Source organism: Polaromonas sp., assembly GCF_029945895.1.
In the GTDB taxonomy this organism is placed as follows: Bacteria; Pseudomonadota; Gammaproteobacteria; order Burkholderiales; family Burkholderiaceae_C; genus Polaromonas.
Genome location: NZ_JAQSDL010000041.1, coordinates 14,598 through 37,651, shown reverse-complemented (window position 1 = coordinate 37,651; position 23,054 = coordinate 14,598). Strand labels below are relative to the sequence as shown.

The 23,054-nt window shown below is 65.9% G+C and carries 23 protein-coding genes; 19 read left to right on the top strand and 4 right to left on the bottom strand.

Features of this window, described 5'->3' with window-relative positions:
- Window positions 1–2: 2 nt before the first annotated feature.
- Together PSV33_RS05040 and waaF are read left to right on the top strand one after the other, a co-directional pair.
- Window positions 3–212, top strand: coding sequence for a zinc-finger domain-containing protein (locus tag PSV33_RS05040; RefSeq protein WP_300559470.1), 210 nt, complete (start codon window positions 3–5; stop codon window positions 210–212).
- Window positions 213–270: 58 nt separating this feature from the next.
- Window positions 271–1,266 (top strand): lipopolysaccharide heptosyltransferase II, encoded by a 996-nt coding sequence (waaF, locus tag PSV33_RS05035; RefSeq protein ID WP_300559467.1) that lies wholly within the window; start codon window positions 271–273, stop codon window positions 1,264–1,266.
- Between the two features lie 168 nt (window positions 1,267–1,434).
- Here the strand turns inward: waaF and PSV33_RS05030 are convergent, their stop codons facing one another.
- The 4 genes from PSV33_RS05030 to PSV33_RS05015 all read right to left on the bottom strand — a co-directional run bounded on the left by PSV33_RS05030 (window position 1,435) and on the right by PSV33_RS05015 (window position 6,040).
- Complete coding sequence (locus PSV33_RS05030) at window positions 1,435–2,052, bottom strand: carboxymuconolactone decarboxylase family protein (RefSeq protein ID WP_300559464.1); 618 nt, start codon at window positions 2,050–2,052, stop codon at window positions 1,435–1,437.
- 379 nt (window positions 2,053–2,431) lie between these two features.
- Complete coding sequence (locus PSV33_RS05025) at window positions 2,432–3,637, bottom strand: ATP-binding protein (protein ID WP_300559461.1); 1,206 nt, start codon at window positions 3,635–3,637, stop codon at window positions 2,432–2,434.
- Window positions 3,638–3,650: 13 nt separating this feature from the next.
- Window positions 3,651–4,361: a response regulator transcription factor gene (locus tag PSV33_RS05020; protein ID WP_300512170.1), complete on the bottom strand. Its 711-nt coding sequence runs from the start codon at window positions 4,359–4,361 to the stop codon at window positions 3,651–3,653.
- A 272-nt stretch (window positions 4,362–4,633) separates the two neighbouring features.
- Complete coding sequence (locus PSV33_RS05015) at window positions 4,634–6,040, bottom strand: AmpG family muropeptide MFS transporter (protein WP_300559459.1); 1,407 nt, start codon at window positions 6,038–6,040, stop codon at window positions 4,634–4,636.
- Between the two features lie 67 nt (window positions 6,041–6,107).
- Here PSV33_RS05015 and PSV33_RS05010 point away from each other — a divergent pair, with 67 nt between their 5' ends.
- From PSV33_RS05010 to PSV33_RS04930, 17 genes are all read left to right on the top strand, one after another.
- Window positions 6,108–6,926: a M48 family metallopeptidase gene (locus PSV33_RS05010; protein WP_300559456.1), complete on the top strand. Its 819-nt coding sequence runs from the start codon at window positions 6,108–6,110 to the stop codon at window positions 6,924–6,926.
- Between the two features lie 4 nt (window positions 6,927–6,930).
- Window positions 6,931–7,278, top strand: a complete 348-nt coding sequence (locus tag PSV33_RS05005; protein WP_300559453.1) for an Hpt domain-containing protein — start codon at window positions 6,931–6,933, stop codon at window positions 7,276–7,278.
- A gap of 15 nt (window positions 7,279–7,293) precedes the next feature.
- On the top strand, window positions 7,294–7,683 hold the full coding sequence (locus tag PSV33_RS05000) for a response regulator (RefSeq protein ID WP_300559450.1): 390 nt from the start codon (window positions 7,294–7,296) through the stop codon (window positions 7,681–7,683).
- A gap of 98 nt (window positions 7,684–7,781) precedes the next feature.
- Window positions 7,782–9,410 (top strand): MFS transporter, encoded by a 1,629-nt coding sequence (locus tag PSV33_RS04995; RefSeq protein ID WP_300559448.1) that lies wholly within the window; start codon window positions 7,782–7,784, stop codon window positions 9,408–9,410.
- A 328-nt stretch (window positions 9,411–9,738) separates the two neighbouring features.
- Window positions 9,739–11,556, top strand: coding sequence for an allophanate hydrolase (locus PSV33_RS04990; protein WP_300559508.1), 1,818 nt, complete (start codon window positions 9,739–9,741; stop codon window positions 11,554–11,556).
- A gap of 50 nt (window positions 11,557–11,606) precedes the next feature.
- Entirely contained in the window at window positions 11,607–12,614 is a 1,008-nt protein-coding gene (locus PSV33_RS04985; protein ID WP_300559445.1) for an ABC transporter substrate-binding protein, read from the top strand.
- Window positions 12,615–12,619: 5 nt separating this feature from the next.
- The gene (locus PSV33_RS04980) at window positions 12,620–13,459 is read left to right on the top strand and encodes an ABC transporter permease (RefSeq protein WP_300559443.1); all 840 of its coding nucleotides are present in this window, start codon (window positions 12,620–12,622) and stop codon (window positions 13,457–13,459) included.
- On the top strand, window positions 13,456–14,280 hold the full coding sequence (locus PSV33_RS04975) for an ATP-binding cassette domain-containing protein (protein ID WP_300559441.1): 825 nt from the start codon (window positions 13,456–13,458) through the stop codon (window positions 14,278–14,280). The genes PSV33_RS04980 and PSV33_RS04975 overlap by 4 nt, the downstream gene beginning before the upstream one ends.
- Window positions 14,281–14,294: 14 nt before the next feature.
- Window positions 14,295–14,510 (top strand): AtzG-like protein, encoded by a 216-nt coding sequence (locus PSV33_RS04970; protein ID WP_300559438.1) that lies wholly within the window; start codon window positions 14,295–14,297, stop codon window positions 14,508–14,510.
- Window positions 14,511–14,512: 2 nt separating this feature from the next.
- Window positions 14,513–15,910: an AtzE family amidohydrolase gene (locus PSV33_RS04965; protein ID WP_300559436.1), complete on the top strand. Its 1,398-nt coding sequence runs from the start codon at window positions 14,513–14,515 to the stop codon at window positions 15,908–15,910.
- 11 nt (window positions 15,911–15,921) lie between these two features.
- On the top strand, window positions 15,922–16,299 hold the full coding sequence (gene hpxZ / locus PSV33_RS04960) for an oxalurate catabolism protein HpxZ (RefSeq protein WP_300559434.1): 378 nt from the start codon (window positions 15,922–15,924) through the stop codon (window positions 16,297–16,299).
- 55 nt (window positions 16,300–16,354) lie between these two features.
- Window positions 16,355–17,473: a BMP family ABC transporter substrate-binding protein gene (locus PSV33_RS04955; RefSeq protein ID WP_300559431.1), complete on the top strand. Its 1,119-nt coding sequence runs from the start codon at window positions 16,355–16,357 to the stop codon at window positions 17,471–17,473.
- A gap of 117 nt (window positions 17,474–17,590) precedes the next feature.
- Window positions 17,591–18,682 (top strand): ABC transporter permease, encoded by a 1,092-nt coding sequence (locus PSV33_RS04950; RefSeq protein WP_300559428.1) that lies wholly within the window; start codon window positions 17,591–17,593, stop codon window positions 18,680–18,682.
- Complete coding sequence (locus PSV33_RS04945; RefSeq protein WP_300559425.1) at window positions 18,679–19,599, top strand: ABC transporter permease; 921 nt, start codon at window positions 18,679–18,681, stop codon at window positions 19,597–19,599. Before PSV33_RS04950 ends, PSV33_RS04945 begins: the two co-directional genes overlap by 4 nt.
- 19 nt (window positions 19,600–19,618) lie before the next feature.
- Window positions 19,619–20,605 (top strand): formamidase, encoded by a 987-nt coding sequence (locus tag PSV33_RS04940; RefSeq protein ID WP_300559505.1) that lies wholly within the window; start codon window positions 19,619–19,621, stop codon window positions 20,603–20,605.
- 16 nt (window positions 20,606–20,621) lie between these two features.
- Window positions 20,622–21,317: an isochorismatase family cysteine hydrolase gene (locus tag PSV33_RS04935; RefSeq protein ID WP_300559422.1), complete on the top strand. Its 696-nt coding sequence runs from the start codon at window positions 20,622–20,624 to the stop codon at window positions 21,315–21,317.
- Entirely contained in the window at window positions 21,314–22,942 is a 1,629-nt protein-coding gene (locus tag PSV33_RS04930; protein ID WP_300559419.1) for an ABC transporter ATP-binding protein, read from the top strand. Before PSV33_RS04935 ends, PSV33_RS04930 begins: the two co-directional genes overlap by 4 nt.
- Window positions 22,943–23,054: the final 112 nt, after the last annotated feature.

Here is a 23,054-nt window from a genome sequence, read left to right as displayed (position 1 = left end):
TCATGAGTACCTCTTTCACCGTTGAGCTGCTTGCCGGCGACCTGAACCCGCAGGGCGGCGTGTTCTGCCCCAGCCCCAAGGCCGAGATGGCGGTGTGGAACAGCCACCCCAAGGTCTATCTGGATGTGGCGCGCACCGGCCAGGCCAAGTGCCCTTACTGCGGCACGCTGTACAAGCTCAAGGACGGCGAGCACGTCGCTGCAGGGCACTAGGGTGCCAGGCCTTCCTCCCGCGGCCGCCGCGGCCGAAGGCCGTTTCGGGGGGGCCTCCTTGATCATTGCTCCCCAGTGGATAGGCGACGCGGTCATGACCGAGCCTCTGCTGCGTCGCCTGCACGCGCGCGGCGAGCGGCTCAGCGTCGGCGCCCTCCCCTGGGTGGCGCCGGTGTACCGCGCCATGCCGCAGGTGCACGAGGTCATCGAATTCCCCTTCGCCCACGGCGGTTTGCAGCTGAAGGGGCGCCGCGCGCTGGCGAGGCGGATCGCGGGCCAGTTCGACACCGCCTACGTGCTCCCTAACTCGCTGAAAAGCGCCTTGTTGCCGTTGCTGGCCGGTATTCCCAAACGTGTCGGCTACCTGGGCGAGGCGCGTATCGGCCTGCTGACGCACCGCCTGAAAAATCCGGCCAAGGGCCAGCGCCCGCCCATGGTGGCGTTCTATTCGGCCCTCAGCGGCGACACCGACCTGGACGCGGACCGACCGCAATTGCAGATGCCCGCGGCCGAGGTGGCCCAGGCGCTGGCCGAACTCGGCCTTGCGCGCGGCGGCTATGACGTTTTTGCGCCGGGCGCGGAATACGGGCCGGCCAAGCGCTGGCCCGCTGAGCATTTTTCCGAACTGGCGCAAAGCCTGACGCTGCCGGTGGTGTTGCTGGGCTCGGGCAAGGAGGCGGCGTTGTGCGAGGAGATCGCCGGCACGGCCAACGCGCTGCGGCCCGGTGCCTGCATCAATCTGGCCGGCAAGACCACGCTGGTGCAGGCGCTGTGCGCCATCGCTGCGGCGCGCCAGGTGGTCAGCAACGACTCGGGCCTGATGCATGTCGCAGCGGCCTTTGGCGTGCCGCAGGTTGCCATCTTCGGTTCCTCGAGCCCGCTGCACACGCCGCCGCTGAGTGCAAAAGCCACGGTGCTCTGGCTGAAGAACGACGCGGGCTACCAGCCACCGCTCGATTGCGCGCCCTGCTTCGAGCGCGAATGCCCGCTGGGCCACACGCGCTGCCTGCACGACATCAGTGCGGTTCGGGTGCTCGCGGCGCTGGCGTCCTGACGCTTAGGGAAGCGCCGAACAAGTCCCCTGCGGCGCGCGATCAGCCGGGCTCGGGCGGTCTGCGGCGTTGAGTTTCTTGCCCATAGCCCGCTATGGGCTGCGAAATCCGCCTTGCATCCCATCCCGATCCCGCTGCCGCGCCTCCGCAAGGACTTGTTCAGCGCTTCCTCAGGCCGGAAAGGCTGTCAGGGCGCTGAAGTCCGGCTGCGGTTGGCCCGGCGTGCGCGCCACATTCATCACCCAGCAGACCATCGTGAAGTAGCCGACCAGCGTGGTCAGCTCCACCACCCCCTGTTCGCCAAAGAGCGGCAGGGCTGCGGCGTACGAACTGTCGCTCACGCCGTGGTGCTGCAGCAGCTCGGTCACGAAGTCCACCATGGCCGCCTCGTCAGCAGCGGTGCTGTGCGGGTATCGGCCTGCGGCGATGGCCTCCAGGCTGGCCTGTGGCACGCCGGCCTTGAGCGCCAGCGGCGCATGCATCAGCCATTCAAACTGGTTGGACACATGGCGCGCCACCAGACACATCGCCAGCTCACGGATGCGCACCTCCAGCATGCTGTCAAAGCGCAGGTACTCGCCCACCTGGCCGACGCGCGACATCAGCGCCGGGCTACGCAGCAGGGGAATGAAGGGGCCGAACACGGCCTTGCGCGGCCCGGCGATCAGGGCCTCGGCCGCTTCACGCTGCGCGGCGGACATCGTGTCGACCGGCAGCATGGGAAGCCGCTCCGGGGCCGGGGTGGAGAAGCCCTGGCTCGCGGGCCTGGACGGAGGGTGGGTGTTCACGCTGAAGCTCCTGCAATGAAGTAGCTGGCGATGGTAACCCGGGGAAAACGTGACTCCGGCGGGTGTATCCGGGCAAAAAAAAGCCACCTTTCGGTGGCCCTGCCAGGTCTTTTGAGGGACGTCGTTGAGACTGATGATCTGTTGACCGATTTCGAGTCTTCCGCTTTTGTTTTCAGCGATCGATGTTGTCACAGCAACGCCTTGACTTTAAGGGGTAGATAGTTTTTGTGGCATCCCCTATTTGAGGGAGGGATGTCGCTTTTTTGCAAAACGGTGTCGCAAAATGAGACTTTTTCATGCCTGCGTCCGCGGGGGCCTTGCCCGGCGCCTGGGTCGGGTGCCGAGTGGGTGCAGGCCGTCGGCCGCGGGCAAGGTGGCGTCAGGCCGCCACGGGCATCGGCAGCTCGACGACAAATGAAGCGCCGCCGCCGGGCCGGGCTTCGCAGCGCACGCTGCCGCCATGGCGCTCGGTGATGGATTTGACCAGCGCCAGGCCCAGCCCCACACCGCCTTCGCGTTCGCTGGCGCCCGGCAGGCGATAGAACGGCTCAAAAATGCGTTCGCGCTGGTCCGGCGGCACGCCGGGTCCGTGGTCGTTGACGCGTATCACGGCACGCCGCTGTGGCCCTGCGCCGGTCTGTCCGAGCTCGAGGCTGACCGCGCCGGTGCTGTAACGTCTGGCGTTTTCCAGCAGGTTGCGGATCAGGCGGCGCAACAGGCGCGCCGAGCCCTGCAGCGTCAGGCTTTCGGTCTGGGCCGCCGTGCCGAGTTCGGCCTGCACCCGCGCACATTCCTCGGCGGCCAGACCGGTCAGGTCCAGTAGCTCGAACGGTTCGGCGTCGGCCTGTTTGGTATCGAGCCGGCTGGCCAGCAGGATTTCGTCGATCAGCTGGTCGAGTTCGTTGATGCTGCGCGAGATTTCGGCGCGCTGCGCCGAGCCGGCGCCGCCACCCATCAGTTCCAGGCCCATGCGGATGCGCGCCAGCGGCGAGCGCAATTCGTGCGAGGCGTTGGCCAGCAGCGATTTGTGCGAGGCCAGCAGGGCTTTCTGCGACTCCATCAGCGTCTCGATGCGCTCCGCCGCATGGTTGAAACGTTCAGCCAGAAAGGCCACTTCGTCGCTGCCCTGGACCGCCACGCGGGCCGACAGGTCGCCGCTGCCCCAGCGCTCGACGCCGCGCTGCAGGCCTTCGAGCCGCTGCGTCAGCCGTCGGATGATGGGGTAGGCGCCCAGCGCGACAGCCAGCGCCACCACACCCAGCATCCAGCCAAAGCCGAAGGGAGGGCGGGTCCAGGAGCTGCCAGGCGGGCGTTTGGGCCTGGGCAGCTGCAGGTTCAGGGCCTGGCCGTCCCTGGTCGCCACATCAAACTCCAGGTCGTCCCCCCGTTTGCGGTCGGCTCTGGTTTGTGCCCGGCCGATCAATTCACCGGCCTGGTTGTGTACCAGGACTTCGCGTATCGGCAACTGGGGCGGGTCGGTGCTCAGCTGCCAGGCTGCGCCAACAAGAAAGGCGAGCACCACAACGGTGGCCACCACGGCGAGCCAGATCCGTACATACAGATGCGAGGTAAAACGTGACCACATCGTGCGTAAAGCCCTAATCCTGCTGCTTGGCAAACACGTAGCCCACACCGCGCACGGTCAGGATGCGTTTGGGGTCCTTCGCATCGAGCTCGATGGCGCTGCGGATGCGGCCCATGTGCACGTCGATCGAACGGTCAAAAGCTTCGAGCTCGCGGCCGCGCACGGCTTCCATGATCTGGTCCCTGGAGAGGACGCGGCCGGCGCGCTCGGCCAGCGCCACCAGCAGGTCGAACTGGTAGGAGGTCAACTCGCAGACCTTGCCGGAGACCGACACGGTGCGCGCATCGCGGTCGATCTCGAGCGAGCCGAAGCGCATGGCCTGCTGGCTGCCGCCCGTGCTGGCGGTCTCGCCGCCGCGGCGCAGCACGGCGCGGATGCGGGCCAGCAGTTCGCGCGGCTCAAAGGGCTTGGGCAGGTAGTCGTCGGCGCCGATTTCCAGGCCGACAATGCGGTCCATCGGGTCGCCCTTGGCAGTCAGCATCAGCACGGCCGTGCGGCCGGCGTCGCCGCCCAGCCCTTTGATGCGCCGGCACACTTCGAGACCGTCCATGTCGGGCAGCATCAGGTCGAGAATCACCAGATCGGGCTTGCAGTTTTGCAGTGCTTCCAGGCCCTTGCCGCCGTCGACCGCATGGGTGAACCCGTAGCCCGACTGGCGCAGGTATTCCCCCACCATGGTCGCCAGGCGGGTGTCGTCTTCGATCATCAGAAGTTGCTGTGTCATGGGCGGATTCGCTGCGCGAGTGCTGGAGGGCTGATCAGTGTAGCCAGTGGCGCCCGCCGCCGGGCTGGTCGCCAGCACGTCGGTGGTGAAAGGGCTGGGGGTACTGTCACTCATGGAGGCTCCTTCGTCAAATGACCGCTTCATGGTGCGCGCGGCGCAACAAGTCGCGTTAAAGCCGCCGTAAAGTTAGGTAAACCGTCGCAGTTCCCCGGACTGGTTCGCCGGAGACATCTCAAGGCGCTATGAAAACAATAGCTGTTTGCGCTTGTGAGTCAAGGACTTGGAGGCATTTTCATGCGTGAAGTCAGCCACACCAGCAGCAGCACCGGCACCCCCAGCAAGGCCGTGCCCGTGAAGAAGCTGCTGTAACCAAACGCGTCCACGTAGGTGCCCGAGTAACCCGCCAGAAACTTGGGAAGCAGCAGCATCATGGAGCTGAACAAGGCGTATTGTGTGGCCGAATAGTTGATGTTGGTCAGGCTTGAGAGGTAGGCGATGAAGGCCGCCGAGGCAATGCCGCTGGACAGGTTGTCAGCCGAGATCACGAAGATTAGCGCATGGACATCGTGGCCGAGCGTTCCCAGCCAGGCAAACAGCAGGTTGCTGCCGGCGCTCAGCACGGCGCCCAGCATCAGCACCCGCATCACGCCAAACCGCATGGCCAGCGCCCCGCCCACAAAGGCACCGACCAGCGTCATGATCACGCCATAGATCTTGGTGACGGCGGCGACCTCGTCCTTGGTGTAACCCATGTCGACGTAGAAAGGGTTGGCCATGATGCCCATCACCACGTCGCTGATGCGGTAGACGGCGATCAGCATCAGGATCAGCGCCGCCTGTTTGCCGTAGCGGTGCAGGAAGTCGGCAAAGGGTTCGACCAACGCGCTTTTCAGCCACTCGGCGGCGTTGCGCGCAGGCGGCAGCTCGCGCGGCGCAGGCTCGGGGGAAAAAAGCACCGTCACCACGCCCAGCAGCATGGACGCCGCCATCGCGAAGTAGGCGATCTGCCAGGCACCGTGCTGGTAGCCGATGACACCGCCCGCACCCGCGACTTCGGCCCGCGCGGCGATCCACAGCACACCGGCGCCGGCCCAGATCATTGCCATGCGGTAGCCGGTCTGGTAGGCCGCCGCCAGCGCGGCCTGGCGCTGCACGTCGGCCGACTCGATGCGAAAGGCGTCCAGGGCAATATCCTGCGTGGCCGAACCGAAGGCCACCGCCAGGGCGCACCAGACCACCGGCAGCAGAGCGATTTTGGGATCGGTCAGCGCCATGCCGACCAGGGCTGCCATGATGACGGACTGCGACAGCAGCAGCCAGCTGCGCCGGCGCCCCAGCAACCGCGTCAGCAGCGGAATCGGCAGCCGGTCCACCAGCGGCGCCCAGACCCATTTGAAGCCATACGCCAGCCCAACCCAGCTCAGGTAACCGATGGTGGTGCGGTCAATGCCGGCCTCGCGCAGCCAGAAACTCAGCGTGCCGAACACCAGCAGCAGCGGCAGGCCGGCGGAAAAGCCCAGCAGCAGCATGCGCAGGGTGGGGGCTTCCAGGTAGACGCGCAGGGTCTCGCCCCAGCTTGGGCGCGCGGCTTGGGCGGGAGTGGTTGGGGAAAGATGAGCTTCAGAAAGCGGCGTTGGCTGACGTTTTGCCTGGGGATCGTCGGATAAGGTCTCGCTCATCCGGGAATAATACGCTGTGGGCTTTTTGCCCGGCCGACCGGAACCTGCCCTTTATTTGGAGAAGGCGATGACACTTGCATTGAAACTGACTCTGGCGGCCTTGTCCGCGGCCTTGTTGCTGGGCGCGGCGCCGGCCCAGGCCCAGCGTGAGGGGGTGGCCGTCGGCGGCAACTCGGGCTTCACCAAACTGGTGCCGGCGGGGGAAATCGAGCAGGCCTCCCGGCAGCAATACGCCAAGATGATGCAGGAAGCGGCGGCCCAGAAGGCCCTCGCTCCCGCCAGCCACCCGCAGTTGCAGCGCCTGCGCCGCATCGCCCAGCGCGTCATCCCGCATGCCATCGCCTGGAACCCGCGTGCAAAGGACTGGCAGTGGGAGGTCAACCTGATAGGCAGCAAGCAGATCAATGCGTTTTGCATGCCGGGCGGAAAAATTGCGTTTTACACCGGCATCCTGGACCAGCTCCAGCTCAATGACGACGAGGTCGCCATGATCATGGGCCACGAAATGGCCCATGCCTTGCGCGAACACGCGCGCGAGCGCATGGGCAAGTCGGCGGCCACCAACATCGGTGCCAGCCTGCTGTCAAATCTGCTGGGCCTCGGGGACCTGGGCCAGACCGTCGCTGGTCTGGGCGTGGATCTGCTCAACCTTCGTTTTGGCCGTGAAGACGAGTCGGAGGCCGATCTGGTCGGCATGGAACTCGGCGCGCGCGCCGGCTTTGACCCGCGCGCCGGCATCACACTCTGGCAGAAAATGGCCGCCGCCAACAAAGGTGCACCGCCGCAATGGCTGAGCACCCATCCGGCCGGCGCCACGCGGATTGCCGACATGGAGCGCAACCTGCCCAAAGTGATGCCGCTGTACGAGCGGGCGCGAAAAAGCTGATGGCATGAGTACCCCGCAGCAGGATTTCCAGAAGTTTCTCGATCAGCAGCGCGCCGACTACCGGCGTGCCCTGCCGGAAAAAATCGCGCACATCCGCTCGCTGTGGAACGCCGTGGCCAGCGGCGACGAGACGGCGCCGCGGGCGGAGCTGGAGCGTCTGGTGCACACACTGGCAGGCACGGCCGGCACCCTCGGCTTTCATGCAGTCGGCGCAGCCGCCAAGGCGCTGGAATTGCTGCTCGAACAGGCATCGTCCGCCGGTCAGGTACGCTTGTCACCCCGGTGCGCCGATATTGCCCTGGCCGTTGCCGCGCTGCAGGCCAGCCTGCCGGCCGATGAACCTCTTCCCTGACCAAGGACGATAGCCATGATCAAAACACTTGCCCGCATTCTTTATGTCGAAGACGAGCCCGATATCCGCATGGTGGCGCAGATGGCCCTGGAAGCGGTCGGCGGCTTCACCGTGATCGCCTGCCCATCCGGCAGCGAAGCCCTGGCCGCGGCACCGACCGCCCAGGCCGACCTGCTGCTGCTGGACGTCATGATGCCGGGTATGGACGGCCCGAGCACACTCAAGGCCCTGCGGGCGCTGCCCGCCACGGCTGGCACGCCGGTGATTTTCATGACGGCCAAGGTGCAGGCCGCCGAAGTGGCGCAGTACCGCGAGCTCGGTGCGATCGACGTGATTCACAAGCCCTTTGATCCGATGGAGCTGTCGGCGCAGATCAGCCGCATCTGGGCGCAGCAAGGGCAGTAAAAGGTCATTTGCGTCTGCCGCCCGGCAGCAACGGTTCCCGACCAGAAACGGATTCGCTGCCGGCCCTTCAAGCCAGACCCGTTCCAGGACACCGCCCCATGCCCAACTCCCTCCCGCCGGACCTGCCCGGCGCGCCAGTGCTGAGCCGTCACGACCCGGCCTCGTTGTCGGCCTGGGCGCCCCTGAGTTTGCCGGTCTTTCGCATGTTGTGGGGCACCTGGATGGCCGCCAACATCTGCATGTGGATGAACGACGTCGCTGCGGCCTGGCTGATGACCTCGCTGACCACTTCGCCGATCTGGGTGGCGCTGGTGCAGTCTGCCTCGACGCTGCCGGTTTTCCTGCTGGGCTTGCCGAGCGGGGCGCTCGCCGACATCCTGGACCGGCGTCGCTACTTCATCATCACGCAGTTCTGGGTGGCTGTGGTGGCCCTGGTGTTGTGCCTCACGATCGTGATGGGTGCCATGACCGCGCCGCTGCTGCTGGCGCTGACCTTTGCCAACGGCGTCGGGCTGGCCATGCGCTGGCCGGTGTTTTCGGCGATTGTTCCGGAGTTGGTGCCGCGCGCGCAGTTGCCGGCGGCCCTGGCCCTCAATGGCATCGCCATGAATGCCTCACGCATCATCGGTCCGCTGGTGGCGGGCGCGCTGATTGCCGGTGCCGGAAGCGAATACGTTTTCATCCTGAACGCCGTGCTTTCGCTGGTGTCCGGTTTTGTGATCATGCGCTGGCGCCGCGAACACGTGCCCAGCCCGCTCGGCCGCGAGCGCCTGATCAGCGCCATGCGTGTCGGTGTGCAGTTCGTGCGCCAGTCGGCGCGCCTGCGCGCGGTGATGCTGCGGGTGGCCTTGTTCTTCTTTCATTCCACCGCCCTGATGGCCCTGCTGCCGCTCGTGGCCCGCGGCCTGCACGGCGGCGGTGCCGGCACCTTCACGCTGCTGCTGGCGTCCATGGGCTCGGGCGCGATTTTTGTGGTGGCTTTTCTGCTGCCGCGGCTGCGCCGCAGCCTGTCCCGCGACGCGATGGTGCTGGGCGGCATGGGCCTGCAGTCGGCAGCCACGGCCGTCATCGCCTTTGCGCCGAATGCCTATGTCGCTGCGCCGGCCATGTTTCTGGCGGGCGCGGCCTGGATCACCACCGCCAACACCCTGAGTGTGTCGGCGCAGCTCGCCCTGCCCGACTGGGTACGCGCGCGCGGCATGTCGATTTTCCAGATGGCGATCATGGGCGCCAGCGCACTGGGCGCGGCGGTCTGGGGTCAGATTGCCACCGTCACCAGTGTCCCTACCAGCATGCTGATCGCGGCATCCACAGCGATGGTGGCCATGGGCGCCACCCAACTGCTGCTGCGTGACCGCAGCATCGAGGAGGACCTGACGCCTTCGCGCGAATTCAAGGTACCCAGCGCAGAGGCGCCACCCCTGACCGGCCAGGTGCGCACCATGATCGAGTACCGCGTCGATCCGGCCCGAGCCCAGGAATTTCGCACGCTGATGCAGGAAAGCCGGCGCAGCCGGCTGCGCCAGGGGGCCCTGGCCTGGGAGCTGCTACGCGACATCTCGGACCCGGGGCGTTACGTCGAGCAGATCACCGACGAATCCTGGACCGAACACCTGCGCCGCTTTGACCGCGTGACGGCGGGCGACGTGGCCTTGCGCGATCGCAAGCTGGCGTTTCATCTGGGCGAGGCGCCGCCTGTGGTGACACGGCTGGTGCTGGAGAGCTGACGGCGCCTGCTTGCCGGGACGCCGGATCAGCGCAGTTTTTCCGAATCGATTCGGTCGCGTCTCCAGGCGCCGCCTGCCAGCGGGCAGTGCTGCCGGCGAACTGCAGACCTAGGTCAAAACCGCTGTCAGTCCTTTCTCCTCAAGCCCATGCAGCTATTAATTAAATAGCAGATCAGCGGCCACCCCCGCAGGCGCCTTCGGCCCGAACCGGCCGTCAGAACTTGGCACACCTCTTGCATCTCATCTTGTACACAAGTATGGATGCTTTAAATTGGTGCAAGTTTCCTTAACCCCTGAGCTGACCGGCACGCCGCCGGCACCGGACAAGATGCCGGCCACTGCGGACGGCATGGTGCTGGCGCCGCAGGCCTGGATCTGCCGCGCTGCGGCGCCGGCAACCACCAGTGCGCAGGCTGCCTCGGCCGGGCCGCTGGCGGGGCTGACCTTTGCGGCCAAGGACAACATCGATGCCGCAGGCCTGCCCACCACCGCGGGCTGTCCGGCTTTCGCCTACACGCCGCCGGCCAGTGCCTTTGTTGTGCAGAAGCTGCTCGATGCTGGTGCGCAGCTGGCCGGCAAGACCAACCTCGACCAGTTTGCCTGCGGGCTGAACGGCACGCGTTCCCCTTTCGGGGCGGTGCCCAATGCGTTCAATCCCGACTATGTATCCGGCGGATCCAGTTCCGGTTCGGCCTATGTGGTGGCAACAGGCCAGGTGGACTTCTCGCTGGGCACCGACACGGCCGGCTCCGGCCGGGTGCCGGCGGGGCTCAACAACATCGTCGGCCTCAAACCTTCGCGCGGCCTGCTCAGTGCGCGTGGCGTGGTGCCGGCCGCGCAAAGCGTGGACTGCGTCTCCATCTTTGCGCGCACGGTGGCCACCGCGGTGCAGGTGCTGGAAAACGCGATGTCGCATGACGCGCTTGATCCGTATTCGCGCCGGCTGGTGCTTGCCAGCGAGCCGTTTGCGCCGGCCTTTCGTTTCGGCGTGCCGGCGACGCTGGAGTTTTACGGGGACGTTGCCGCCGAAGCGGCATTCTCCGAAGCCGTGGTGCGACTGCAGTCCCTGGGCGGCGTGGCGGTGGCCATCGACTTTGCACCGCTGGCGCAGGTCGCGGCCCTGCTTTATGAAAGCGCGCTGGTGGCCGAACGCTACACCGCCATCCGCAGCTTCTTCGACGCCCATGAGGCCGAGGTGGTGGAGCCGGTGCGCAGCATCATTGCCGCAGGCCAAAAGTACAGCGCGGCCGATCTCTACGAAGTGCAGACTGAAGTAAAACGCCTGGGTCAGCAGGCCGACGCGATGTGGTCTTGTTCCGCCGACGGCCGCAGCGAAGGGCCGCCCCAAGCAAGGCCAGCCCCCTGCACCCATGAAAGGGGCAGCGAGTACCCGGATCCACACGCAGTGGGGAGTGTGGGGGCCAACATCAATGTGCTGTTGGTGCCGACGGCACCGACGCACTACACGATTGCGCAGATGCAGCAGGACCCGGTGGTGCTCAACCGCAGGCTGGGTGCTTACACCAACTTCGTGAACCTGCTCGACTACGCCGCGCTGTCGGTGCCCAGTGCCGTGCGCGCGGACGGACTGCCGTTCGGCATCACCCTGATCGCGCCTTGCGGCAGCGACTGGCAACTGGCCGAGCTCGGCCAGCGTTACCACCACAGCACCGGCTTGAGCCAGGGCGCGACCGGACTGCCTTTGCCCGGCATGTGCACCATCGCGGGCCTGCGCCCGCCGGTGACGGTGCGGGTGGCGGTGGTGGGTGCCCACCTGTCGGGCATGCCTTTGAACACACAACTGACCGAGCGCGGCGCCGTGCTGGCAGGTCCTGCCGAAACCGCGCCGGATTACAGGCTGTTCGCGCTGCCGGGTACCACCCCGCCCAAGCCCGGCCTGCTCCGGGTCGGAGCCGGCCAGGGGGCCTGTATCGCGCTTGAAATCTGGGAAATGCCGCTTGCGGCCTACGGCTCGTTTGTGGCGCTGATCCCCGCGCCGTTGGGCATAGGCACGCTGGCGCTTCGCGACGGCAGCACGGTACAGGGTTTTGTCTGCGAGCCGCAAGCGCTGCAAGGGGCCCTGGACATCTCGCACCTGGGCGGCTGGCGCGCTTACATGACTTCGCTCAAGACGGCCGCTGCCTGACACCTTCCGCAGATCCTCACCCTTTCACCCCTTCACTCCAGGAGCTTTTCATGACCTCTCCCCGCATTCCATCCTCCACCACGGCTTCACGCAGGAAAGTCCTGCAAACCGGCGCGGCCATGCTTGGCGCACTGGGCATGCCGGCCATCGTGCGTGCCCAGGCCGCACCGAAGATCCGCATCGGCTACTGGCCGATCGCCGCCGGCCTGCCGTTTTACGCGGCGATCGAACTGGGCTACTTCAAGGAGGCTGGCCTGGACGTCGAGGCACTCAAATTTGCCGGCGCGCAGCAGGTGATGGAGGCCGTGCTGTCGGGCCGTTCCGACGGCACCGCCAACGGCACCGGTTCGGCCAACATCGCCATTGGCGAGCTGGCCCAGCCGGGCACCTTCAAGATCTTCTGCGCCAACCCGAGCAATGTGAAGAACGTGCTCGACGAAGTCATCGTTCCCGTGGCGAGCCAGGCCAAGGTGATGACCGACCTCAAGGGCAAACGCGTCGGCTCCGGCCCCGGCATCCAGAACGTGACGCTCGCCAAGACCATCCTGGAGCGCGGCGGCGCCACCGGCGCAACCGTGGTCGAGCTGCCGATCGGCCAGCATGTGGCCGCGCTGGCCGCCGGCCAGATCGATGCCGCCTACACGCTGGAGCCCACCGGCACCATAGGCCGCATGAACGGCACCACGCGGGTGCTCGAGGCCGGCGTGATCTCCAGATATGTGCTCGGTGACAACATGGCGCCGTGGTTCGGCGGCTCGGCCTCACTGTCCTCGGACTTCATCAGGAAAAATCCCGACGCAGCCAAAAAGTTTGTTGCCGCCTACGGCAAGGGCGTGGCCTATGTGCGCAGCAAGTCGGTCGAGGCGCGCCAGTATCTCAAGGGTTACACCCCCATCGAAGGCGCGCTGACCGGCGAAGTGCCGTTGGCGGCCTACATGATGTACAACGAATTCAAGCCGGCCGACGTTGCGCACTTCCAGAAGTTCTTCGACCTTTTCTCCGAAAAAGGCATCTTCAGCTCGCGCCTGATGGTGGACTCGATGCTCTACAAGGGCTGAACAAAATGAACGGCACCTCTTCTGCGACGGCGGCGCCCGCCAAGCCCTGGGCACCACCGGCCAGCGCACCGGCGGCCGTTGTGCAGCGCACACCGGCGCTGGACAGGGCGCTACCCTTCATCGGTCCGGTGGTGCTGTTCATCGTCTGGGACCTGGTGGTTCGCCTGGGCTTCATCAAAGCCATCCTGCTGCCGCCGCCGCTGGATGCGCTGGGCGCACTGGTCAACGGCCTGGCCGGCGGTCCGCTGCTCAAGGATTTTGCGGTCACGGTGTGGCGCACGGTGCAGGCTTTCATGATTGCCGCCGCCGTGGGCATGCCTCTGGGTGTGCTGCTGGGCAGCAACGAGAAGGCTTACCGCAGCGTCGAGTTCCTGATCGACTTCTTCCGTTCGACACCGTCCTCGGCGTTGATCCCGCTCTTTTTGATGATCTTCGGCGTGTCCGACATCAACAAGGTGGCGATCGCCGCCTTCGGTGCGCTGCTGATCGTGGTCTTCAACAGCGCTTACGGCGTGATCAATGCACGCAAGCAGCGCGTGATGGCGGCCAAGGTGATGGGGGCCTCCCGCTGGCAGGTGTTCAAGGACGTGCTGATCTGGGAGAGCCTGCAGCCGAGTTTTGTCGGCCTGCGTTCGGCTGTGTCCATGGCGCTCGTCATCGTGATCGTGGCCGAGATGTTCATCGGTGCCGACAGTGGTCTGGGCAACCGCATCATCAACTCGCAGCAGGTCATGAACGTGAAGGACATGTACGCGTCCATCCTGGCCGCCGGCGCGCTCGGGTATGCGCTGAACATTTTCTTTCTGGTCATTGAACGAAAAATTGTCCACTGGAGCGGAAGATGAGCGTTGTCCTGAATGCATCCAATTACGACGCCGACGTTCCGGTGCCCGCGTTCAAGCCCGGGCCGGCCGGCACGCACATCACCATCCGCGGCTTGACCAAGTATTTCGCCGGCTGGCCGCTGTATGAAGATTTCAACCTCGACATCCCGAAACACAAGATCGTGTCGGTGTTCGGCCCCAACGGCTGCGGCAAGTCCACGCTGATCAACATGATCGCCGGGCTGGTGCCGATCGACGCGGGCGAGATCCTGTTCGACGGCAAGTCTCTGAAAGACACCAAGATCGGCTATGTGTTCCAGAACTACCGCGAAGCGATGTTTCCGTGGATGCGCACCATCGACAACATCGCCTACCCGCTCAAGCTCGAAGGCCGGTCCAAGGCCGAAGTGGACCGGCGCATGGCCGAACTGGTCGCGTCCTTCGACGTGAAGTTTGACCTCAAGCGTTACCCCTACGAACTCTCGGGCGGCCAGCAGCAGACCGCTTCCATCATGCGGGCACTGGCGAACAACCCAGAGGTGTTGTTCCTGGACGAACCGTTTTCAGCGCTCGACTTTGAAATGACGCTGTTCATCCGCGAGAAGCTGCAGGAAGTGTTCATGCAGACCGGCACCACCATGCTGCTGGTGTCGCACGACCTCGAGGAGGCCGTCTACCTGGCCGACCAGGTACTGCTGCTGACCAAGCGGCCCACCCGTGTGGCCGAAATTCTGCCGTATGGCGATGCGCGCCCGCGCACGGTGGAAACGCTGTCCGAGGCCAGTTTTATCGGCACCAAGAAGCGTAGCCTGGAAATCTTCCAGCGTGAAGTGCGGCGTTGAAGGGCAGGGCAATCATGAACGACACCCGCATGCTGGCTTACGTCGAAACCACGGCCGCGCTGCTCCAACTTCCACTGGATGCGGCGCGCACCCAGCGCGTCGCGCTGAACCTGCAGCGCACCGCCGTGATGGCCGCATTGCTGGAGGCCGCACCCCTGGCCGCGCACGACGAACTCGCGGAAATATATAGGCCGGCAGCCTTTCCGCCCAATGATGACGGGCGCCAATAGCTATGAAAAATGTAGCATTTGACGCCGCAACCATGGCTGCAGCTGTCGCCTCGGGGGAGGTCAGCGCACGCGAGCTGTTGGATGCGAGTCTCGCGCGCATCGCGGCGACCGAGGGCCGGGTCAACGCCTTCACCGACCAGACGCAAACCCGTGCCCGCGCCGAAGCCGATGCGGTGGATGCGCAGCGGGCGGCGTCGCAGCCGCTCGGGCCGCTGGCAGGCGTGCCCTACGCCGTCAAAAACCTGTTCGACATCGAAGGGGTGGTGACCCTGGCCGGCTCCAAGGTCAACCGCGGCGATGCGGCGGCGACCGCCGACGCCTTTCTGGTCCGGCAAATGAAGGCGGCCGGCGCCGTGCTGGTGGGCGGGCTCAACATGGACGAATACGCCTACGGATTTACCACCGAGAACACCCATTACGGTCCCTGCCACAACCCGCACGACCTCACGCGGATTGCCGGCGGTTCGTCAGGTGGATCCGGCGCCGCAGTCGCGGCCGGCCAGGTGCCGGTGTCGCTCGGGTCGGACACCAACGGTTCCATCCGCGTGCCGGCCTCGCTGTGCGGCGTCTGGGGCCTCAAGCCCACCTTCGGTCGGCTATCGCGCCGCGGCAGCTATCCGTTTGTGCACAGCATCGACCACCTCGGGCCGCTGGCCGACAGTGTGGCCGGCCTGGCGCTGGTCTACGACGCCCTGCAAGGCCTCGACGCCCTGGACCCGGGCTGCCAGGCCCTGCGCGTGCAGCCGGTCATGCCCCTGATCGGCAGGGGTATCGAAGGCCTGCGCATCGGTGTGCTGGGCGGCTACTTCCATGACAACGCCACGCCGGCCGCACGCGAGGTGGTGGCGCTGGCCGCCAGCACCCTGGGGGCGCGTGCCGAGGTGACCTGGCCCGACGCCGCCATCGCGCGTGCGGCGGCTTTCATCATCACCGCCAGCGAAGGCGGCAGCCTGCACCTGGACGACCTGCGCACCCGCGCCGATGACTTCGAGCCGCTGTCGGTGGACCGCTTCATCGCCGGCGCCCTGCAGCCGGTCGACTGGTACCTGCGTGCCCAGCGTTTTCGCTGCATCTACCGCGACAAGGTCAACGCCCTGTTTCGCGACTGGGACGTGCTGCTCACGGCGGCCACGCCGGTCAGCGCGCCTGTCATCGGCACCGAGTGGCTGGACATCAACGGCACGCAGCAGCCCGCGCGCGCTTCCATGGGTCTGCTGACCCAGCCCATCTCTTTTGCCGGCTGTCCCGTCGTGACCGCGCCGCTGTGGCCTGCAGGCACCGGCGGCCTGCCGATCGGGGTGCAGCTGATTGCCGCGCCGTGGCGCGAAGACCTGGCTTTCCGCGCCGCCCGGACCCTCAGCGATGCCGGTGTGGCGCATGTCCGGCCGGTCCAGCTCTAGAGAAAACAGACATGCTCGCCATCAACCTTCCCGATGTCCTGGCCGAAGTCACGGTCCAGTTCCAGCGTTACGAAAAAGCCCTGACCGGCAACGACGTGGCCGTGCTCGACGAGCTGTTCTGGAACAGCCCGCACACCCTGCGTTACGGCGCGACCGAAAACCTCTATGGCTACGACGCGATCCGGGCCTTCCGCGCCGGGCGCCCCGCGCAGGGGCTGGAGCGCACGTTGATCAAAACCGTCATCACCACCTTTGGCCAGGACATGGCGACCGCCAATGTCGAGTTCCGGCGCACCGGCAGCGCGAGGGCCGGCCGGCAAAGCCAGACCTGGCTGCGTACGCCCGAGGGCTGGCGTGTGGTGTCTGCCCATGTGAGCCTGCTCGCATGAATCCTGCTTCCCGTTTGCCGCAGTACTTCTTTAACTTCATCCAAGGAGAGACCTCATGACCACCCGACAATTCAGCCGCCGCGATTCCCTCAAGTCCCTGGCCGCGCTCGGCGCTGCCGGCACGCTGGGCGCTTTCAGCGAACTGGCCTTTGCGCAAAAACCCATCACCGTCGGCGTGATCTATGTCGGCCCGCGCGACGACTACGGCTACAACCAGGCCCAGGCCCAAGCCGCTGCCGAGCTCAAGAAGATGCCCGGCGTGAAGGTGGTCGAGGAAGAAAACGTTCCGGAGACGGCCGCTGTCCAGAAAACCATGACCGGCATGGTGGCCCAGGACGGCGCTACGCTGGTCTTCCCCACGTCCTTCGGTTATTTTGATCCGCATGTGCTGGCTGTGGCGCCCAAGTTTCCTGACGTGCGTTTTGCGCACTGCGGCGGTCTCTGGACCGAGGGCAAACATCCCAAGAATGCGGCCAGCTACTTCGGCTACATCGAGGAGTGCCAGTACCTCAATGGTGTGATCGCCGGCCACATGACCAAGAGCAACAAGATCGGTTTTGTCGCTGCCAAGCCGATTCCACAGGTGCTGCGCAACATCAATGCCTTCACCATGGGCGCGCGCTCGGTCAAGCCCGGCATCACCTGCAACGTGATCTTCACTGGCGACTGGTCCATGGCCGTCAAGGAGGCCGAGGCCACCAACAGCCTGGCCGATCAGGGCTGCGATGTGTTCACCATGCATGTGGACGGTCCCAAGGTAGTGGTCGAAACGGCCGCCAAACGCGGCAAGATGGTGTGCGGCTACCACGCCAGCCAGGCCAAACTGGCGCCCAACGCCTACCTGACCGGTGCCGAGTGGAACTGGCTGACCGCCTACACCACCTTCCTGGACGCCGCACGCAGCGGCAAGCCGCACCCCAACTTCATCCGTGGTGGCCTGAAAGACGGCTACGTCAAGATGTCCGCCTACGGCCCCATGGTGCCGGACGCCGCGAAGAAGAACGCCGACAGCATCAAGGCCAGCATGGTGGCCGGCAAGTTCGATATCTTCAAGGGTCCGCTCAAGGACAACAAGGGCGCAACCATCATCCCGGCCGGCAAGGTTCACAAGCAGACTGACCTGGAACTCGAGAAGATGAATTACCTGGTTGAAGGCGTGATCGGCAGTGTTTGACGAACGCACCCGAAGCGCTTGCGGCGCCTCCCCCTCAAAGGGGGTGCCACCAGCGGCCCGGCAAAGCCGGTTCCGCGGTGGCTCTGAACATGCACGTCAGTAGCTGACGCCAGACCGATGCGCAACTCCCTCGCCAACGTCCTGCTGCCCACGGCCGCCATTGCCGCAGCGCTGCTGCTGTTTGGCGTGTTCGTCGCGCTGGCGGGTGTCAATCCGCTGGACGTCTGGCTGCTGCTGTTCAAGGGCGCCTTTGGCGACTGGTATTCCTGGCAGAACACGCTGCAGCGCGCCGCGCCCCTGATGCTCACGGCCCTGTGTGTCGCGGTGCCGGCGCGTGCGGGCCTGGTCATCATCGGCGGTGAGGGCGCCATGGTGCTGGGCGGGCTCGGCTGCGCGGCGCTGGCCGCCGCCATGCCGTTGCCGGCCGGCTTCGTGGGAACGGCGCTGGTGTGCCTGGCCGGTGCCCTGGCCGGTGCGTTGTGGATCATGCTGGCCGGTGCGCTGCGCCAGTACCGCGGCATCAATGAAACCATCAGCAGCCTGCTGCTGGCCTATGTGGCCATCGGTCTGTTCAAGCACCTGGTCGAAGGGCCGCTGCGCGACCCGGCCAGCCTGAATAAACCGTCCACGCCGTCGCTGGCCGAAGGTTTGCGCATCAGCGGCATCGGTGGCTCCGACGTGCACTGGGGGCTCGTGATCGGCGTGGCCGCCTGCCTGGCGGCCGGCCTGTGGTTTCGCATGACACCTTCGGGCTTTGCGGTGCGTGTTGTAGGCGGCAACCCGCGCGCGGCGCAACTGGTCGGCCTGCCGGCCTCGCGGCTGATCCTGCTGGCCTGCGCGCTCGGCGGCGCTTGCGCCGGGCTGGCGGGCGCCGTCGAGGTCGCAGCCGTGCACACCAATGCCAACGCCTCGCTGATCGCCGGTTACGGGTACGCCGGCATCCTGGTGGCATTTATCGCGCGCCAGCATCCGGTGGCCATCGTCCCGGTGGCCATCCTGTTCGGTGGTTTCGGCGCGGCCGGCAGCCTGCTGCAGCGCCGCCTTGGTTTGCCCGACGCCTCGGTGCTGGTGCTGCAGGGCATTGCTTTTGTGTTGATCCTGGCCAGCGAGGCCCTGCGCGATGTGGACTGGAAAGCATTCTCCTCACGCATCAACCGTTTCGGCCCGTCCGAGCCGAGTCCGATCCTCCTGCCGCAGGACAAGCCATGACCGCCGACCAGCTGCTGATCTTCTTTGCCGGCATCATCGGTGGCGCGCTGCGTGTCGGGGCGCCATTCCTGTTTGTCAGCCTCGGCGAATGCATCACCGAAAAATCGGGACGCATCAACCTGGGGCTGGAAGGCGTGCTGGTGCTGTCGGCGATGTCGGCCTTCGGTGCCTCCTGGCTCAGCGGGTCGCCGTGGATCGGCGTGCTTGCAGCCGCAGCCACCGGCGCGCTGCTGGCCACCCTGCACGGCGTATTGTGTTCGCTGCCGCGCGTCAACGATATCGCCACCGGCATTGCGCTGATGCTGCTGGGCATGGGCCTGGCTTTTTACCTGGGCAAGCCACTGATCCAGCCTCAGGCGCCGCAACTGCCGGCTATCGCGCTGGGCAACTGGAGCGATTCGGGCGCCGTGCGTTCGGCCTTGCAGGTCAATGCGCTGGTACCCATCGGCATCGCGCTGGCCGTGGCACTGTGGTGGGCTTTCGCCAACACCCGCGCCGGCCTGCTGGTGCGCATGGCGGGCGACTCTGCCAACGCCACGCGCGCCCTCGGCTATTCGGTGTCGGCTATCCGTATTGCGGCCACCGCAGCCGGCGGCATGGTCGCCGGCCTGGGTGGCGCCTGTCTCACACTCTTTTACCCCGGTAGCTGGAACGAGGGCGTCTCCAGCGGCCAGGGTCTGATCGCTGTGGCGCTGGTGATCTTCGCGCGCTGGAGCCCGATCCGCTGCGTCTACGCGTCCTTGCTGTTCGGCGGCGCCGGTGCCATTGGGCCTGCCCTGCAGTCCATAGGCATCAGCTGGGGCTATCACCTGTTCAACATTGTTCCCTATGCGCTGACCCTGCTGATTCTGGTCATGACCTGCCGGCCCGGCACTACGGTGAGCGGCAGCCCGGGCGAACTCTCCTCCACCCGTTAAACACAAGCAAGGAAACATGATGACAGGCCTCGGCGGACTCAACAAATCGAAACATGGCGTGGTCTTGGGCCTGGTGCAGTTGCAGCTGCCGGTGGTCGAGACACCGGCGCAGCTCGCTGCGCAGACGCAGCGCATCTGCGACATGGTGGCCAAGGCCAGGCGCAACCAGGCCACCATGGACCTCGTGGTGTTTCCGGAATATTCGCTGCACGGCCTGTCGATGTCGATCGCGCCCGAACTGATGGTGTCGCTCGATGGCCCCGAAGTGGCGGCCTTCAAGCAGGCCTGTGTGGACAACCGCATCTGGGGATGTTTCTCCATCATGGAGGGCAACCCCGGCGGCAACCCCTACAACAGCGGGCTGATCATCGACGACACCGGTGCGATCAAGCTGTATTACCGCAAACTGCATCCGTGGGTCCCGGTCGAGCCCTGGGAACCGGGCAACCTGGGCATTCCCGTCTGCGACGGCCCGAACGGCAGCAAGCTGGCGCTCATCATCTGCCACGACGGCATGTTCCCCGAGATGGCGCGCGAGGCCGCCTACAAGGGTGCCGAAATCATCATCCGTACTGCGGGTTACACCGCGCCCATCCGCCACAGCTGGAAGATCACCAACCAGGCCAACGCCTTCTGTAACCTGGCGATCACCGCCAACGTCTGCATGTGCGGCAGCGACGGCACCTTTGACTCCATGGGCGAGGGCATGTTCTGCAACTTCGATGGCACGGTGCTGGTCGAAGGCGGCGGGCGGCCCGACGAAATCATCACGGCCGAAGTGCGGCCCGACCTGGTGCGGGAGGCCCGCAGCGGCTGGGGCGTGGAAAACAACATCTACCAGCTCTACCACCGCGGTTACGTGGCGGTGAAGGGCGGCGCCCAGGACTGCCCCTACACCTACATGCGCGACATGATGGTCGGCACTTACCAGCTTCCCTGGACGGTGGAGGTGACCGACGGGAGCTCCTGCGGTTTCGATGCGCCGACGCGCAGCTACAAGGCCTGAAAAGGAGAACATGGCCATGACACGCTTTGTCAACGCCAACCCCTACGCCTGGCCCTGGAACGGTGACCTGCTGCCCGGCAACACCGCGCTTGTCGTGATCGACATGCAGGTCGATTTCTGCGGCGAAGGCGGCTACGTCGACAAGATGGGCTACGACATCTCGCTGACACGTGCGCCGATCGAGCCACTCAGGATCCTGATGGCCGCCATGCGCGGCGCAGGTTACCCCCTCATCCACACGCGCGAGGGCCATCGGCCCGACCTGTCGGACCTGCCGGCCAACAAACGCTGGCGCTCGCGCCAGATCGGCACGAACGGTGTGGGCATCGGCGACGACGGACCCTGTGGCCGCATCCTGGTGCGTGGTGAACCGGGCTGGGAAATCATTCCCGAGCTGGCGCCGCTGCCCGGCGAGGTGGTGATCGACAAGCCCGGCAAGGGATCGTTCTACGCCACCGATCTCGAGATGGTGCTGCACACGCGCGGCATCCGCAACCTGATTCTTACCGGCATCACCACCGACGTGTGTGTGCACACCACGATGCGCGACGCCAACGACCGCGGCTTCGAATGCCTGCTGCTGTCGGACTGCACCGCTGCCACCGACGCCGGCAACCACGCGGCGGCGCTGAAGATGATCACCATGCAGGGCGGTGTGTTCGGCGCCCATGCGGTGTCAAAGGCGGTGCTGGATGCACTGGCCATGCCATGAGTCGCGCAGCGGCAGCCATCGGCAGCCTGCCGCCAGCCACCGGTGCGCTGGCGCTGGACACCTACCGGATGAGCATGCGCTTCGGCAACTTCACGGCGCTCGACAGCGTCAGTCTGAAGGTGGCGCCGGGCACGGTGCATGCGCTGCTCGGCGAAAACGGTGCCGGCAAAAGTACGCTGGTCAAATGTGTGGCGGGTTTCCAGCGACCCTCGGAAGGCAGCATCCTGATCGACGGCCGCGAGCAGGCGATCGACAACCCGGTGGTGGCGCGCGCCCTGGGCATCGGCATGGTCTACCAGCACTTCACGCTGGCGCCGGGCATGACTGTGGCGGAGAACCTGCTGCTGGCCGGCGGGCAGTTGCCCGCGGTGATCAACTGGCGTGCCAAGCGCGATGAACTCAAGGCTTTTCTTGCGCACACGCCGTTCCGTCTGGACCTGGATGCGCGGCCGTCGGAACTGGCGGCGGGAGAAAAGCAGAAGCTCGAGTTGCTGAAGCAGCTCTACCTCCGGCCGCGCCTGCTGATCCTCGATGAGCCGACCTCGGTGCTGACGCCGCAGGAAGCCGACGAGGTGCTCGGCCAGGTGCGCGAGTTCGCGCGCAGCGGACGGTGCACGGTGCTCATCATCACGCACAAGTTCCGCGAAGTCATGGCCTATGCCGACGACGTGACCGTGCTGCGCCGCGGCAAGGCGGTGCACACCACGTCGGTCGCGGCGAGCGACCCTGCAAGGCTGGCGCAGGCCATGGTGGGTGATGCGGCTGCGGCCCGTCCCGAAAGCCTGGGCATGGAAGAAAAAGTGCCTCCAGCCCATAGCGGACGAGCGTCAGTAGCTATAAATTATGTAGCGCCCGTCGTGTCTCTGGAAATCGGGGGGCTGCAGGTCATGGGCGACCGCGGCACGCTGGCTGTGCGCGACCTGAGCCTGGCGGTCGCCGCCGGCGAGATCCTCGGCATCGCTGGCGTCTCCGGCAACGGCCAGCGTGAACTTGTCGAAGCGCTGGTCGGCCAGCGCGGACGTGCCGCGGGTACCGTGCGGGTCAACGGCCAGCCCTACGCTGCCACGCGCGAAGAGAACCACCGGCTCAAGGTGCGCAGCCTGCCCGAAGAGCCGTTGCGCAATGCCTGCGTCGGCGATCTCAGCGTGGCCGAGAACATGGCGCTGCGCGACTTCGACCGGCCGCCCCTGTGCGCCGGCGGCCGATTGCAATTCGGCCACTGGCGCAGCCGTGCGCGCGCATGGATCACGGACTACGGCATCAAGACCCAGGGCGAAAACGCGCCGATCCGCAGCTTGTCGGGCGGCAATGTGCAGCGTGCCGTGCTGGCGCGTGAGTTGCATGGTGAGATCAATGTGCTGATTGCCGCCAACCCGGTTTTTGGCCTGGACTTTGCCGCCGTCAAGGAAATCCACATCCGCCTGCGAGGCGTGGCGCAGCAGGGCGGCGCCGTGCTGCTGGTCAGTGAGGACCTGGACGAACTGCTCGAGCTGGCTGACCGCATTGTGGTGATGAGCGAAGGCCGCATTGTTTTTGAAACTTCCGCCGCGGATGCCGAGCGGCATGTTCTTGGCGCGCACATGGGTGGAGGGCATCATCAGCCTGCGGCAGGGGGGGTGGTGTGAGCTGCAGGCCGGGTCTCGCCCCGGCGGACTGCGGGATCCGACGCCTGCGCAGATCCATCGTTCGGGCTGAGCCTGTCGAAGACGGTTTGCTCGTAGCGCGTGTGGTTTACCA